This window comes from Paraoerskovia sediminicola (assembly GCF_030296575.1).
GTDB classification, from domain to species: domain Bacteria; phylum Actinomycetota; class Actinomycetes; order Actinomycetales; family Cellulomonadaceae; genus Paraoerskovia; species Paraoerskovia sediminicola.
Genome location: NZ_AP027729.1, coordinates 2,303,006 through 2,317,119, shown reverse-complemented (window position 1 = coordinate 2,317,119; position 14,114 = coordinate 2,303,006). Strand labels below are relative to the sequence as shown.

Below are 14,114 nucleotides of genomic sequence, written 5' to 3'. Positions count from 1 at the left end.
GCGCGCGGGTCACCGGCCCGTGCACGGCGCCCTCACGACGCGTCCTGTGGACGCGCCGTCCGTCACTCCGGGTAGGTGACGAGGTCGACGTCCGAGGCCTGCGGCACCCAGATCGTCGCGGACTCCGAGCGCCCGTAGAGCACGCCCTTGTCGTCGAGAACCAAGATGGTCCGCTCGCCGTTGCCCGCCGTGAGCGCGACCGTCTCCGGGACCCGGGAGAGCGCGGTCGTCTGTCCGCCGACCACCGCGAGCTGGACGACGGCGGAGTCCTCGCCGCCCGAGCGACCCAGCACCGCGACCTTCGTGTCGTCGGTCCACGAGACGTCCAGGACGTCGACGACGGACGGCGCGATCCGCACCGGGGTCGTCAGCGACGTAGGTCTGCCGCTCTCGTCGCGGACGATCCCCGTCACGCGCACCTGAGGTCCGCCAGGCGCGGACGTCACGACGACGGCGCGCGCGCCGTCCGGGGCCACCTCGACGGCGAGCAAGGTCACGTCGTCCAACCAGGGCGCGGCGATCCCTGCCCGCTCCCCCTCGCCGGAGACCGCGCTGAGCGTTCCCTCGGCGGGACCCGACCACACCCAGCCGAACCTGTCCACGCTGGGCGCCACGAGGTCCCTCCCGTCGAACAGCGCGCTCTCGGGCGCACCGTCGGGGCCGAGCGCGACGATGAAGTCGTCGCCGTCGCGCACGTAGACCGTCGCGGAGCCACCGGCGGCCAGGTCGCCGTCGACAGCGATCGCCGTCGGATCCGTGCCGGCCAGGGACGGCGCGCCGTCGACGGCGCGCAGGGTCGAACCGTCGACCGACATGAGCTCACCGCCCGAGACGGCGACCGCGTCCCCGACCACGGTCGCCGTCGGCAGCGGGTCGACCGTGTCGACGTCGATCGCCGTGCCCTCCGAGGTCAGCTGGACGGAACGGATCGACTCGAACAGCTGCGTGCGCGGGTACGAACCCACGACCACGGCCTGGATCTGGGCCTGGAGCAGGGAACGGTCCTCGGCCGAGGCGGACTGGACCGCCGCGCTCAGGTTCACGGTCGCGACGCCGTCCGAGACCGGGACGGTCTGCAGGAGGAGCGTCGTCCCGGGCGGTGCGACGTTCACGACCGCGTCCTGGAGCCACGGCGCCGGACCGGCGAGCACGGCGCTCACCGCGAACGTCTGCCACTTCGGGCTCTTCGGGAACCACCGCTCGTCCGGGACGAAGTAGCGCCGGTCCGGTGTGGGGAAGTACAGGGTGGTCTGCTGATAGAGGATCGGGAAGATCCCGCTCTGGATCAGCAGCCCGTCCTCGGCGTCGCTGATGCGCCACCGTCCCTCGTCGTCCTGCTCGAGGCCGAACGAGAGGTCCGCCGTCGTCCCGTCCCGGACCTCCGAGTAGATGCCCCGGTCGTCGATGGTCCCGACCACGGAGACCGTGCCCGTGACCGTCGCCGAGCCCTCGACGGGCTCCTCGGCGATCTCGAGGCCCGGATCACCCTCGTAGACGGTGACGGTCACGCTCGGGTCCCACTCGGACGCCGCCGACGAGAGATAGGCGCGCGCGACGTCGTAGTCGCTGGTCGTCCCTGCACCCTGGGCGCTCAGGAAGCCGCTGACGATCTGCTCCGGGGACGCGTCGTCGGGCGGCGGGTTCGGGCTGAGGAAGATCGGGAGCGGGGCGGCGGGCTCGGCCGCTCCCTCCACGACCGGGCCGGACGTCGGGATCGACGCGCACGCCGCAGACAGCGCGGTGAGCACGAGGACCACCACCAGGCCCAGCGCACGCCGCACCGCCGTCGCCGTGGTTCGTGCCATCGGCGCGCCGAGGCCGTCGGTCCCGTCGGTGCCACACGTCATCGTCGCCCCTCCTTCGTCGTGCTCGCGTCCGTCGCCGATCGCGCGGACCCGTCGTGCCGTGGCACGCCGTCCGGCCCCGTGCCCACGTCCGTGGGCGCGCCGAGGGTCATGTCAGGGGCACCGGGCAGGTCTGCGGGCTGCGTCGGAGGTACCGCCCCGTCGCCCACGTCCGGAACGGCGTCGGGCTCCGAGCCCGGCACGGTGTCGAGAACAGGGATCGCCGCAGGACCCACCTGGTCGAGGGACCCGGTCACCGCCGCCGGCTCCGCCTGCGACCCGCGGGCCGCCGTCGGCGCCGCGGGCTCGAGCGGCAACGGCGACGCCTCGAGGACGATGCCGGCCCTCCGCGGCAGCGTCAGCCGGAAGCTCGCGCCCTCGCCGGGCCGACCCCAGGCGTCGAGCCAGCCGCCGTGCAGGTGGGCGTCCTCGAGCGAGATGGCCAGGCCGAGCCCGGTGCCGCCCGTGGTCCGGGCCCGCGCAGGGTCCGCCCGCCAGAACCGGTCGAAGACGCGCTCGACCTCGGGCACGGTCATGCCGACCCCGTGGTCGCGCACCACGACCGCCACCGCGAGCCCGTCGGCCGCGACCGTCACCTCGACCGGCTTCCCCTCGGCGTGCTCGATCGCGTTCGTCACGAGGTTGCGCAGGATCCGCTCGACCCGTCGCGGGTCGACGTCCGCCGTGGCGATGTCGTCACCGAGGTGGACCGACATCCACACGCCCTTCGCCTCCGCCAGCGGCTGCGCCTGCTCGACGGCCGAGTTGGCGACCTCCCGCAGGTCCGCGCGCTCGGCGTCGAGGACCGCCGCTCCGGCGTCGAAACGACTGATCTCCAGCAGGTCCGCGAGGAGCTCCTCGAACCGGTCGAGCTGAGCGTGCATGAGCTCGGCCGACCTGCGGACCATCGGGTCCATGTCGTCCCGGGCGTCGTGGATGAGCTCGCTCGCCATGCGGATCGTCGTCAGCGGCGTGCGGAGCTCGTGGGACACGTCGGAGACGAAGCGGCGCTGCAGCTTCGAGAGCTCCTCCATCTGGGTGATCTGGTCCTGGAGGCTCGACGCCATCTCGTTGAACGACCGGGCGAGCGTCGCCATCTCGTCGTGGCCGCGCACCGTGAGCCGTTCGTCGAGCCGTCCGTCCGCGAGCCGCTCGGCGACACGGGCCGCGCGACTGACCGGGTCCACGGCCTGCCGGGTGACGATCCACGCGATCAGCCCGAGGATCGCCAGCAGGATCACCGCGCCGATGACCAGGGTCTGCTGGATGAACTCGAGCGTCTCCTGCTCCGGCTCGAACGAGTAGAGGTAGTAGAGCTCGAAGGTCCCCTCGCGCGGCACGTCGACCGTCGTCCCGACCACGACGCCCGGCACGACGGTCGGGTCCTCCCCGGTTCGATCTCGATCGCGACGGACTGCAGGACCTGGGGGACCTCGTTCGCCGCGTCCGCCGTGGCGAGGGTGGCCTCGCGCATCTCGGGGGTGATGACGGTCCCGTACCGGTCCGCCGTGCTCACGTCGACGACCGTGGAGGTCTCGCCCTCGGGGCGCCAGAGGAAGACATCCCTGGTCCCCGCGCTCGCCGACTGCAGGGACAGCACCATGTCCGTGAGGAGCTGCTGGACGGCAGAGCTCGACTGGGGGTTGGCGGCCTCGAACTGGGTCCTGGCCTGGGCCGTCGACCGTGCGCTCTCGGCGTCGACGGCGCTCAGCCGCTCCTTGAAGAGCCCGTCCCGGATCGACTCCGAGAGGAAGGCGCCGAGCACGGCCACCGACACGACACCCACGACGAGCGTGATCGACACGACCCTCAGCTGCATGGAGCTGCGCCAGCGCCACACACCCTTGACCACGGCACGGCGGACCGAGCGCGGGAACGGAAGGCGCCGCCGCGCGGGACGTCGCGACTCAGGCGGGTCCACGGTCACCGCGTCACCCGCGGGCGGGCCCGGCCTTGTAGCCGACTCCCCGGACGGTCAGGACGATCTCGGGGTTCTCCGGGTCGTGCTCGATCTTCGAGCGCAGACGCTGGACGTGAACGTTGACCAGCCGCGTGTCCGCCGCGTGCCGGTACCCCCAGACCTTCTCGAGGAGAACCTCGCGGGTGAAGACCTGCCAGGGCTTGCGGGCGAGGGCGACGAGCAGGTCGAACTCCAGCGGGGTGAGCGACACCTGGCTGCCGTCGCGCGTCACCCGGTGTCCGGGGACGTCGATGTCGATGTCGCCCACCGTCAGCGCCTCCTGCGACGGCTCGTCGGTGCGACGCAGCCGCGTCCGGATGCGCGCCACGAGCTCCTTGGGCTTGAACGGCTTCGACACGTAGTCGTCCGCCCCGGACTCCAGGCCGACCACGACGTCGACCGTGTCGGTCTTCGCCGTCAGCATGATCACGGGTACCCCGGACTCGGCGCGGATCGCGCGGCAGACCTCGGTCCCGTCCTTGCCGGGGAGCATGAGGTCCAGCAGGACGAGGTCCGGCTGCGCCGAGCGGAAGGCCTCGAGGGCCTGGTCGCCGTCGGCGCAGAACGCCGGCTCGAATCCTTCTGAACGGAGGACGATGCCGATCATCTCGGAGAGGGCGGCATCATCGTCGACCACGAGCACGCGTTGCTTCATGGCCCCATGATGCCATCGTGGCCATCGGGCGTGGCGGACGTCGCGGGACGCGCGCCGGACCCGTCGAGGGCGGGCGGTGATCGGCGGCCGCCGCGCGTCGGAGCGGTCACGCACCCGGCTCGCGCAGGGGTGTGGACGAAGGGCCGCAGGCCATCGTCCGGTACTACTCTGATCGGGCCAGCGACGCGAAGAGGACCCCGCGATGACCACGCCAGACCCGAGCACCGAACCGGTGCGTCAGTCTCCGCCGCGCCCCGCTGCGCCGTCCGGATCGGCGGCCGCTCCGGCCCCCGCATCGGCCCCGGACCCCGGCACCGCAGGGCCTCCGCCCTCCGGGTGGGGCGAGGCGCCGACGGCGCCCCCGGGGTACGGGACCCCGCAACGGCACCAGGGCGACGGGAGACCGCAGAACGGCGGACAGCAGTACGGCGGACAGCAGTACGGAGGCCCGGCCTACGGCGGACAGCAGTACGGGGGCCAGCAGCAAGGCCCGGCCTACGGCGGACAGCAGTACGGAGGCCCGGGCTACGGCGGTTCGCAGCAGTACGGATCCCAGCAGTACGGCGGTCAGCAGCAGGGCCCGACCTACGGCGGTCAGCAGTCCGGCGGTCAGCAGCAGGGCCCGACCTACGGCGGTCAGCAGTACGGCGGACAGCAGTACGGACCCGCGGCACCTCCGCCCGGGATGGCTCCGATCGCCGACAAGCCCGGCATCGTCCCGCTGAGGCCTCTGCGCCTGGGCGAGATCTTCGACGGCGCCTTCGGAGCGGTGCGGTCGAACCCGAGAGTGATGCTCGGGGTGCCCGCGATCGTCCTGGTGGCGTGCACCGCGGTGTCCGTCGTCCTCTCGATGCTGCTGGTCGGGGTCCTCAGCTCGCTCGGCGCCGACCTCACCGCCGAGCTCGGCGACGCCGGCATGGGGTCCGGGTTCTTCACCGGGATCATGACGCTCTGGGTCCAGGCGGTCGTGGTGCAGGTGCTCGCACTGCCGATCATCAACGGTCTCCTGTCGGGTGCGGTCGGCGACGCCGTGGTCGGCCGCCGGCCGACGCTGGCCCAGGTCTGGTCGGCGAAGAAGGGACGACTCGCCCGGCTCGTCGGCTACTCCGCCCTGCTCCTCCTGGTGACCTTCGCCGCCATGTCGCTCGCGGCGGCGGCGGTGCTCGTCCTCGTGCTCGTAGCCGTCGACGGCGGCCTCTCCGTCGCTGCGACCGTGGTTCTCTGCCTGACGATCCTCGCCGCAGTGGTTGTCGGCGCGCTGTGGCTCCAGACGAAGCTGATCCTCGCCCCGCCCGCCCTGGTGCTGGAGCGGCAAGGGGTGTGGCGCTCGGTGGCGCGGTCCTGGCGGCTGACGCGCGGGGTCTTCTGGCGAGTGCTCGGTACCTGGCTGCTCGCGACGATCCTGGTCGGGATCATCAGCGGGATCGTCACCTACCCGTTCAGCATCGTGGCAACGCTCTTCGCGGAGGGCTCGGCTTTCGCCTTCACGTCCCTGACCCTGCTCGGTTCGATCGTGGCGGGGATGATCACGACGCTCTTCATGGCGACGATCGTCGCTCTGCTCTACGTGGACGTCCGGATGCGGCGCGAGGGACTCGACATCGAGCTCGCGGCCGCCGCCCGCCGCGACGCGCAGCGTCGTTGACGGCCGCCGTGCACCTGGCCCCGCTCCTGGGTGCCGACGTCCCCGTGACGCCGGCACCTGAGGTCGCACAGGAATGGATCCGGAACGAGCTGGCGCGACCCGAGTACGGCGAGAACCAGAACCTCATCGGCCGGTTCCTCGACTGGCTCGGCCAGCTCGGCGGCGACGCGCCCTCGATCCCGGGGAGCGTCCTGATCGTGGCCGTCGTCGCCGTGGTGGTCGCCGTGGCTCTCGCGCTGCTGGTGACAGGTCGCGTGCGCCGGAGCAGCCGCGCGCCAGCGCAGTCGACGGTCCTCGAGGACGACGGGCGGACCGCCGAGCAGATCGGCAGTGCGGCCGACGCGGCGCGGCGCGCCGGTGACTGGACCACCGCGGTGCTGGAGCGGTTCCGGGCGATCGTCCGCTCGCTCGAGGAGCGCGTGATCATCGACGACCGACCCGGGCGCACGGCGCACGAGGTCTCCGGTGACGCCCGGGCACGGCTCCCGCAGGCGAGCGCCGCGCTCGAGGCCGCCGGAGCCCTGTTCGACGACGTCTGCTACGGCAAGGTCGTCGTGGGCCGCGCCGAGTCCGACGCCATGGACGCCTGCGCCTCGTCCGTCGCGCAGGCCCGTCCCCGTGCGGATCGTGCCGCCCGGCCGGTCGGTGCGGTGAGCACGGACGACGTCGGCGGGCCGGCGGACCGATGAGCCGAGACCCGTCACCACTCTCACCCCCGCCCTCGCCATCACCGACCTCGCCACCGGCGCGGCCCTCACCCCTGACGCCGCCGACCTCGTCGCCGCCACCGCCCTACGCGACCGCGACCGCGGGGGCCGGGCGTGCGGCACCGGCCGGTGAGCAGGTCACCGCCGAGGGCGTCGTCGGTGACGGCACCACCGGACGGTCCCGCGCAGCCGGCCGATGGCGCAGGGCAAGGCTCCCGATCTTCATCACGCTGGCAGCGCTCCTGGTCGTGACCGCGGTAGCCCTGTTCCCCGCTCCCGTCTCGACGGTGCGGTACGCGGCCGACAACCCGAGCCCCCGGGGGCCCAGGCCGTCGTCCGCGTGCTCGAACAGCAGGGCGTGACGGTCCGCACGGCATCGAAGGCGGCGGACGCGTCCCGCGCCCCGCGGGGATCGACCCTCGCCGTCCTGCCGGGCTACCGCCTCACCCCCGACGAGACGGACGCTCTCCTCGCCACCGACGCCGACCTCGTCCTGCTCGGCCCCGGCGCCGACCTCGTGTCGAGCGCGACGTCGGGCGCGGTCGAGGCCGGCCACGCCTGGAGCTCCATCGACCCGCTCGAGCCCCGGTGCGCAGAGGACGACGCGGCCGGGCCGGTGTCGGAGAGCGACGGAGGCTTCCTCGCGATCGGCCGCGAGGCCTCCCTGTGCTACCCGGACGACGGGTCGGACGGCGCGTACGCGATCGTGCGCGGACCTGACCGCACCGTGCGCGCCTTCTCGGACGCCGATCTCGTCACCAACGACCGGATCGACGAGTCGGGGAACGCCGCGCTCGCGCTCCGCATGCTCGGCCACCACGAGAACCTCACGTGGTTCGTCCCCGCCGAGCCCGACGCGACCGCCATCGACGGCACGAGCAGCGACCCCGTCGGGATCCTTCCCCCGGCGCGGGCGCCGTCGCCCTCCAGCTCCTCGTCGTCCTCGTCGTCGTCGCCCTGTGGCGAGGACGACGGATGGGGCGCCTCGTCAGCGAACCGCTGCCCGTCGTCGTCCGCTCCTCGGAGACGACACGTGGGCGGGCGAGGCTCTACCGCGCCGGGGGCGCCCGCGGTCACGCGGCCGCCGGCCTGCGGGCACTCACGGCGCAGCGGCTCGCCCGCCGCCTCGGAGTGCCCGCCTCCGCGGGACGCGACGTCGTCGTCGAGGCGACAGCCCGGGCGTGCGGCCGCACACCCGACGAGATCCAGCACATCCTCTACGGTCCACCCCCTACAGACGACGCCGCGCTCCTGGAGCTCGCCACGCGTCTCGACACCCTGGAGAGCGAGGTCCACCCGCTGTGACCATCGAACAGCCCCCGCCCACGAGGACCAGGTCGGGCAGCCGCCTGCTCCTGCCCGACCCGCCCCCGATCTCCGGTCCGCTCTCTCGGGCGTCCGCACCGAGGTGGCTCGCGCCGTCGTCGGGCAGGACGCCGCCGTCACGAGCCTGCTGATCGCGCTCCTGTGCCGAGGCCACGTGCTGCTGGAGGGTGTGCCGGGCGTCGCGAAGACGCTGCTCGTCCGCAGCCTCGCCGGCGCGCTCGACCTCGGGACCAAGCGCGTCCAGTTCACCCCGGACCTGATGCCGGGCGACGTCACCGGGTCCCTCGTCTACGACGCGAGGACCGCCGAGTTCTCCTTCCGGGAAGGGCCGGTGTTCACGAACCTCCTGCTCGCCGACGAGATCAACCGCACCCCGCCCAAGACCCAGGCGTCGCTCCTCGAGGCGATGGAGGAGCGGCAGGTCACGGTCGACGGAACGCCCCGGGCGCTGCCGGAGCCGTTCATCGTCGTCGCCACGCAGAACCCCGTCGAGTACGAGGGGACCTACCCGCTGCCCGAGGCCCAGCTCGACCGGTTCCTGCTCAAGGTCGTCCTGCCCCTGCCCGAGCGCGACCAGGAGATCGAGGTCCTGGCACGTCATGCCCGCGGCTTCGACCCCCGCGACCTCGTCGCGGCAGGGGTCCGGCCCGCCGCCGACGCCGAGCTGCTCGCGCAGGCACGTCGCGAGGTCTCGAACGTGCAGGTGGCCCCGGAGGTCCTCGGGTACGTCGTCGACGTCTGCGCCGCGACCCGGCGCTCGCCGTCGCTGTCGCTCGGTGTCTCGCCCCGCGGCGCCACGGCCCTGCTGGCGACGTCGCGGGCCTGGGCCTGGCTGTGCGGGCGCACGTACGTGACCCCGGACGACGTCAAGGCTCTCGCCCACCCGACGCTGCGTCACCGCGTCCAGCTGCGCCCGGAGGCCGAGCTCGAGGGCGTCACCGCGGAGTCGGTGCTCGACACCGTGCTCGCCGCGGTGCCGGTGCCCCGCTGAGATGGTCCTCACCCGCCGCGCCGCCGTGGTCACCGCGCTGGGCACGATCCCGGTCGTCCTCCTGCCCAGCGGACAGACGGTCGTGCTCTGGACGTCGCTGGTGATCCTCCTGTGCTCGGTGGACGCCGTCCTCGCGGCCTCGCCGCGGCGCGTCCGGGTCTCCCGCGGCGTGGCGCGCGCCGTGCGGCTCTCGCAGAGCACGGTGTCCACGCTCGTCCTGACCAACCTCGGACGCCGACGGCTGCGCGGCTTGGTCCGGGACGCGTGGCAGCCGTCCGCAGGCGCGCTGCAGGACCGGCACGCGATCGACCTCCCCGCGGCCGAGTCCGCCCGGACCCGCACGGTCCTGGTCCCCACGCGACGCGGGGACCGCGAGGCGGACCAGGTGACGATCCGCACCCTCGGCCCGTTCGGGGTCGCGGGCCGGCAGGCGTCGATCACGGTGCCCGGCACCCTGCGGGTGCTGCCCGAGTTCGCCTCGCGCAGGCACCTGCCGAGCAGGCTGGCCCGCCTGCGCGAGATGGACGGCCGTGCCGCCGTCCAGGTTCGGGGCGAAGGGACCGAGTTCGACTCGCTGCGCGAGTACGTCGAGGGGGACGACGTCCGGTCGATCGACTGGCGGGCGACCGCACGCCGCAACGACGTCGTGGTGCGCACCTGGCGCCCTGAGCGGGACCGCCGCGTACTCGTCGTCGTGGACACGGGTCGCACCTCCGCGGCTCGCGTCGGGGACGAACCTCGGCTCGACGCGTCCATCGAAGCAGCCCTGCTCCTCGGCGCTCTGGCGAGCCGGGCGGGAGACCGCGTCGAGCTCCTCGCGTTCGACCGCACCCCCGCGCGCAGGTCGTCGGCACCGGTGGCCCTCGGCTGCTCCCGGCGCTAGCCGAGGCGCTGGCCCCGACGGCGCCGTCGCTGCTCGAGACGGACTGGGCGGGCATCGCCGCGCAGGTGGAGGAGCGCCTGTCGCAGCGTGCGCTCGTCGTCCTCCTCTCCGCTCTCGACCCGTCCGTGGTGGGCACCGGCCTCCTCCCTGTCGCTGCGCGACTCGCGCACCGGCACCAGGTGGTGCTCGCATCGGTGACGGACCCGGAGGTCACAGCGCTGGCAGCGCGCAGGGAGTCCGGCGCGGCGGTCTACGACGCGGGCTCGGCCGCCCGGACCCTCCTGGAGCGCGCGGCGATCACCGAGGTGCTGCGGCGCGACGGGCTGGAGGTCGTGGACGCCCTGCCGGCCGACCTCGCGCCGCGGCTCGCCGACACCTACCTGGCTCTCAAGGCCGCGGGTCGGCTCTGACCCTCACGCACACGGGCCGCGGGCCGCAGCTCGGCAGTGCCGCAGTGCCGCAGAACCGCAGTTCCGCAGAACCGCAGAGCCGGTACCGCGGAAGCACGGGTGCGGGATGAGACCATGGGAACCCCGACCACCCGAGATCTCGGAGACACCGTGACACCGCGCTACACCCGACCCGACGAGCGTGTCGCACGCCAGCGTCGTATCGCACTGATCGTCGTCGGAGCCATGCTCCTGACCTTCGTCGTGCCGTTCCTCGCGATCGTCCTGCTCTGACCCTGATCGGTCAGCCGCGGACGGCGACCGTGTCGCCCGCGAGGTCCCGCTCCAGGTCGCCCGTCTCACCCTGCGCGACGGCGCGACGGCCGAGGACGATCACGTAGGCCCAGAACGCCGCCGCGGCGACGACCCCGACGAGGATCTTGAGCCACCACGCGAGGCCCGAGCCGGTCACGTATCCCTCGATCACGCCGGAGACGGCGAGCGCCCCGGCGAGCCCGATCGCGACGGTGAAGAGCGCGCGGCCCTCCTCGGCGACGGCACGAGCGCGGGTCCGGTGCCCGGGCTCGACGAGCGCCCAGAAGAGCTTGAGCCCGGCGGCCCCTGCGACGAACACCGCGGTCAGCTCGAGCAGCCCGTGCGGGAGGATCAGCGCGAAGAAGACGTCGAGCTCGCCGTAGCTGCTCATGAGTCCCCCGACCACGCCCAGGTTCACCGCGTTGGTGAAGAGCACGTACGCCGGCCACAGGCCCGTGATCCCCAGAGCGACGCACTGCGCCGCGATCCAGGCGTTGTTGGTCCACACGGTCAGGGCGAAGTCCGTGCCCGGGTCGTAGTACTCGGCGAACGCCCGGTCGACGTAGTCCTGCTGCACCGAGACCGGGCCGACGACGTCCAGCCCGCCCGGGGTCGTCGAGACCCAGACCCCCGACACGACCGCGACGAGGAGGCTCGCGGCGATCACCGCCCAGGACCACCACCGGACCCGGTACAGGGCGGCGGGGAGCGAGACGGCCACGAACCGCCTGAGGTCGCGCCACGCGGGCTCGTGCGAGCCCGCGATCCGCGTGCGACCGCGCGAGAGCAGCTCGGACAGCTCCGAGATCAGCACCGGGTCGGGTGCGGTCGACCGGACCGTCGACAGGTGGGTCGCGGTCACCTGGTAGAGCCGCACGAGGTCGTCCGCCTCGTCACCGGAGAGTCGACGACGGCGCACGAGGGCCCGGAGCCGGTCCCACTCGGGCCTGTGCACGGCCGCGTACGCGTCGAGATCCACAGCTGTACCCTGCCACGAGGGGGCGGACGGCGTCCGTCGTCACCCACAGGCAGGCGGCGGCGAGCAGGAGGCGGAGTGCGGGACGGCACCATGACCAGCGAGGGCGTCGTCATCGACGCCCGCCCCGCGTCGTTCCTGACCCGAGCCCTGGGTGCCGCGCTCGACATCACCGTGGCCCTCGTGCTGCTCGGTCTCATCGCGTACGCGACCTCGCGTTGGACGCCCGCCGACCTGCTCCTGGACTACGGGGCACCGATCGGCATAGCGACGTTCGTGGCCGTGCTCGTCGGCCTGCCGTGCGCAGTGGAGACCGTCACCCGGGGCCGCTCGCTGGGCAAGCTCGCGACCGGGGTACGGGTGGTCCGGGACGACGGAGGCCCCGTGCGTCTGCGCCACGCCTTCATCCGATCCCTCGTCGGGGTCGGCGAGATCTGGTTGACCTTCGGCTGCGTCGCGCTGATCGTCTCCCTGTCCAACGATCGCGGCCGCCGGCTCGGCGACATGCTCGCGGGGACGTACGTCGTCCGGATCCGGGGCGGGAGCCAGGAGCTCGCCCCGCTCGTCTCGCCACCGTGGCTCACGTCGTGGGCCCGCCACGCCGACATGCGACGGCTCCCCGACGGTCTGGCCCTGGACGCCCGGCGGTTCCTGGGTCGCGCCGGGAAGCTCAACCCCGGCTCTCGAGCACGGCTCGGCCTCGAGATCGCGACGCGGCTCGAGCAGCACGTCGCGCCCGGGCCGCCGCCGGGGACACCGGTGGAGGACTTCATCGCCGCGGTGCTCGCCGAACGCCGCGACCGCGAGCACGTCCGGGAGACCTCGACCCAGCGCCGGGTCGAGGAGTCGGCGGCCGTCGTCCGCAGGCTCCCCCACGGGGTCGGCGACCCGTCGCGCTGACGAGCCGACGAGCCGACGAGCCGTCGAGACGTCGAGACGACGGGCCACGACTGGCTGACAGGCCAGCAGCGTCAGCCGGCCAGCACCCTCAGCCGGGCAGCAACCTCAGTAGGGCAGCAACCTCAGCCGCGCAGGAACCTCAGCACCGCGAGCACCCGTCGATGGTCCCCGGCGTCAGGCGGCAGGCTCAGCTTCGCGAAGATCGCCGTCACGTTCTTCTCGACGGCCCCCGCCGACAGGTACAGCTCACGCGAGATCGCGCCGTTCGACCTGCCCTCGGCCATGAGCTCGAGCACCTCGCGCTCCCGCGGCGTGAGGCGCGCGAGCCCGTCCTCGGCCCGCGGCGCGCCCATGAGCTGTTGCACGACCTCCGGGTCGAGGACCGTGCTCCCGTCGGCGATGCGGTCGAGCGCCTCGAGGAACTCGCTGACGTCCGCGACCCTGTCCTTGAGCAGGTAGCCGACTCCCCCACCGTCGCGCTGGGCGAGGAGCTCGGTGGCGTACCGGGTCTCGATGTACTGGGAGAAGAGCAGTACCCCGGTGCCGGGGAACCGCGTCCTCAGCTCGCGGGCGGCCCTCAGCCCCTCGTCGGTGAAGGTCGGGGGCATCCGGATGTCGACCACCGCGACGGCGGGCGCCGTGCCGGCCGCGGTGAGCCGCTCGACCTCCGCCACGAGCGAGTCGCCGTCACCGACCGCGGCGAGCACCTCGTACCCGCGACGGTTCAGGAGGGCGACGAGTCCGTCGCGCAGGATCACGGAGTCGTCGGCGACGACGACGGTCGTGCCCGTCATGCGACGGGCCCGGGGAGCGTGACGGTGGCGACGGTGGGTCCGCCTGCCGGGCTGTGCAGCTCGAGCCGACCGTCGACCGGCCGCACCCGCTCTGCGAGTCCGACGAGGCCGGACCGGCGGCCCGTCTCGTCCGGCGACCAGACCTGCGCGCCGCCGGTCCCGTCGTCCTGCACGCGCAGCCGGAGCCCGCGACCGTGCGGTTCGAGGGTGACCGTGGCGTGCGTCGCCCCGCCGTGCTTGACGACGTTGGTCAGCAGCTCGGCGGCGCAGAAGTAGAGCATCGTCTCGATCGCCGGGCTCGGCCGGACCCGGAGCTCGACGTGCACGCGGACCGGGAGCGGGACCCGGGACGCGAGGGACTCGAGCGCGACCTCGAGGCCGTCGTCGAGGACCGGCGGGTGGATGTTGCGCACGATCTCCCGGAGCTCGACGGCGGTCCCCTTGACTGCGGCGTGCGCGAGCTCGACGAGCGCGCGGGCGTTCGCGACGGCAGTCGGGCGCGGAGCCTCGCCTCCCGCGACCGACTCTCCGGTCAGCCCGGCGGGCCCACCCGAGCCATCTGGACCGCTCGGGCCGCTCGAGTCGCCCCGACCGTTCGCGGCTACCCCCGACCCGAGCAGCTCCCGGGCCTCGCCGAGCTGCATCGCCACCGCGACGAGCCGCGCCTGCGTCCCGTCGTGGAGGTCGCGCTCGATGCGCCGCAGCCGGGCGTCGGCGTCCTCGACGGAG

General features: G+C 73.5%; 11 protein-coding genes and 3 pseudogenes. 7 read left to right on the top strand and 7 right to left on the bottom strand.

What is annotated here, in order from left to right:
- Positions 1-62 precede the first annotated feature (62 nt).
- The 4 genes from QUE47_RS10775 to mtrA all read right to left on the bottom strand — a co-directional run bounded on the left by QUE47_RS10775 (position 63) and on the right by mtrA (position 4,459).
- Positions 63-1,847, bottom strand: a complete 1,785-nt coding sequence (locus tag QUE47_RS10775) for an LpqB family beta-propeller domain-containing protein (RefSeq protein WP_286217292.1) — start codon at positions 1,845-1,847, stop codon at positions 63-65.
- Entirely contained in the window at positions 1,844-3,184 is a 1,341-nt protein-coding gene (gene mtrB / locus QUE47_RS16880; protein WP_350227747.1) for an MtrAB system histidine kinase MtrB, read from the bottom strand. The genes QUE47_RS10775 and mtrB overlap by 4 nt, the downstream gene beginning before the upstream one ends.
- Positions 3,082-3,663: a hypothetical protein gene (locus tag QUE47_RS16875; protein ID WP_350227533.1), complete on the bottom strand. Its 582-nt coding sequence runs from the start codon at positions 3,661-3,663 to the stop codon at positions 3,082-3,084. Before QUE47_RS16875 ends, mtrB begins: the two co-directional genes overlap by 103 nt.
- Before the next feature lie 112 nt (positions 3,664-3,775).
- A complete protein-coding gene (mtrA, locus tag QUE47_RS10765; protein ID WP_286217291.1) occupies positions 3,776-4,459 on the bottom strand; it encodes an MtrAB system response regulator MtrA in 684 nt (227 codons plus the stop codon).
- A 202-nt stretch (positions 4,460-4,661) separates the two neighbouring features.
- Between mtrA and QUE47_RS10760 the strand changes: the two genes are divergently transcribed.
- From QUE47_RS10760 to QUE47_RS10735, 6 genes and pseudogenes are all read left to right on the top strand, one after another.
- Positions 4,662-6,104: a DUF7847 domain-containing protein gene (locus QUE47_RS10760; RefSeq protein WP_286217290.1), complete on the top strand. Its 1,443-nt coding sequence runs from the start codon at positions 4,662-4,664 to the stop codon at positions 6,102-6,104.
- A complete protein-coding gene (locus QUE47_RS10755; RefSeq protein ID WP_286217289.1) occupies positions 6,101-6,793 on the top strand; it encodes a DUF4129 domain-containing protein in 693 nt (230 codons plus the stop codon). Before QUE47_RS10760 ends, QUE47_RS10755 begins: the two co-directional genes overlap by 4 nt.
- A 214-nt stretch (positions 6,794-7,007) precedes the next feature.
- Positions 7,008-7,562, top strand: a pseudogene (locus QUE47_RS16870) (DUF4350 domain-containing protein); the annotation flags it as partial.
- 618 nt (positions 7,563-8,180) lie between these two features.
- Positions 8,181-9,128 (top strand): annotated as a pseudogene (locus QUE47_RS10745) (AAA family ATPase); the annotation flags it as partial.
- A 1-nt stretch (position 9,129) separates the two neighbouring features.
- Positions 9,130-10,421, top strand: a pseudogene (locus QUE47_RS10740) (DUF58 domain-containing protein).
- A 114-nt stretch (positions 10,422-10,535) separates the two neighbouring features.
- Positions 10,536-10,694, top strand: coding sequence for a hypothetical protein (locus QUE47_RS10735; RefSeq protein ID WP_286217288.1), 159 nt, complete (start codon positions 10,536-10,538; stop codon positions 10,692-10,694).
- Between the two features lie 10 nt (positions 10,695-10,704).
- On the opposite strand, the gene QUE47_RS10730 is transcribed toward QUE47_RS10735, so the two are convergent.
- Entirely contained in the window at positions 10,705-11,694 is a 990-nt protein-coding gene (locus tag QUE47_RS10730; RefSeq protein ID WP_286217287.1) for a stage II sporulation protein M, read from the bottom strand.
- A 75-nt stretch (positions 11,695-11,769) separates the two neighbouring features.
- Between QUE47_RS10730 and QUE47_RS10725 the strand changes: the two genes are divergently transcribed.
- Positions 11,770-12,591, top strand: a complete 822-nt coding sequence (locus QUE47_RS10725; protein ID WP_286217286.1) for an RDD family protein — start codon at positions 11,770-11,772, stop codon at positions 12,589-12,591.
- A 122-nt stretch (positions 12,592-12,713) separates the two neighbouring features.
- Here the strand turns inward: QUE47_RS10725 and QUE47_RS10720 are convergent, their stop codons facing one another.
- Positions 12,714-13,385 (bottom strand): response regulator transcription factor, encoded by a 672-nt coding sequence (locus QUE47_RS10720; RefSeq protein WP_286217285.1) that lies wholly within the window; start codon positions 13,383-13,385, stop codon positions 12,714-12,716.
- Positions 13,382-13,666: a sensor histidine kinase gene (locus tag QUE47_RS17245; RefSeq protein WP_434019765.1), complete on the bottom strand. Its 285-nt coding sequence runs from the start codon at positions 13,664-13,666 to the stop codon at positions 13,382-13,384. The genes QUE47_RS10720 and QUE47_RS17245 overlap by 4 nt, the downstream gene beginning before the upstream one ends.
- Between the last annotated feature and the right edge of the window lie 448 nt (positions 13,667-14,114).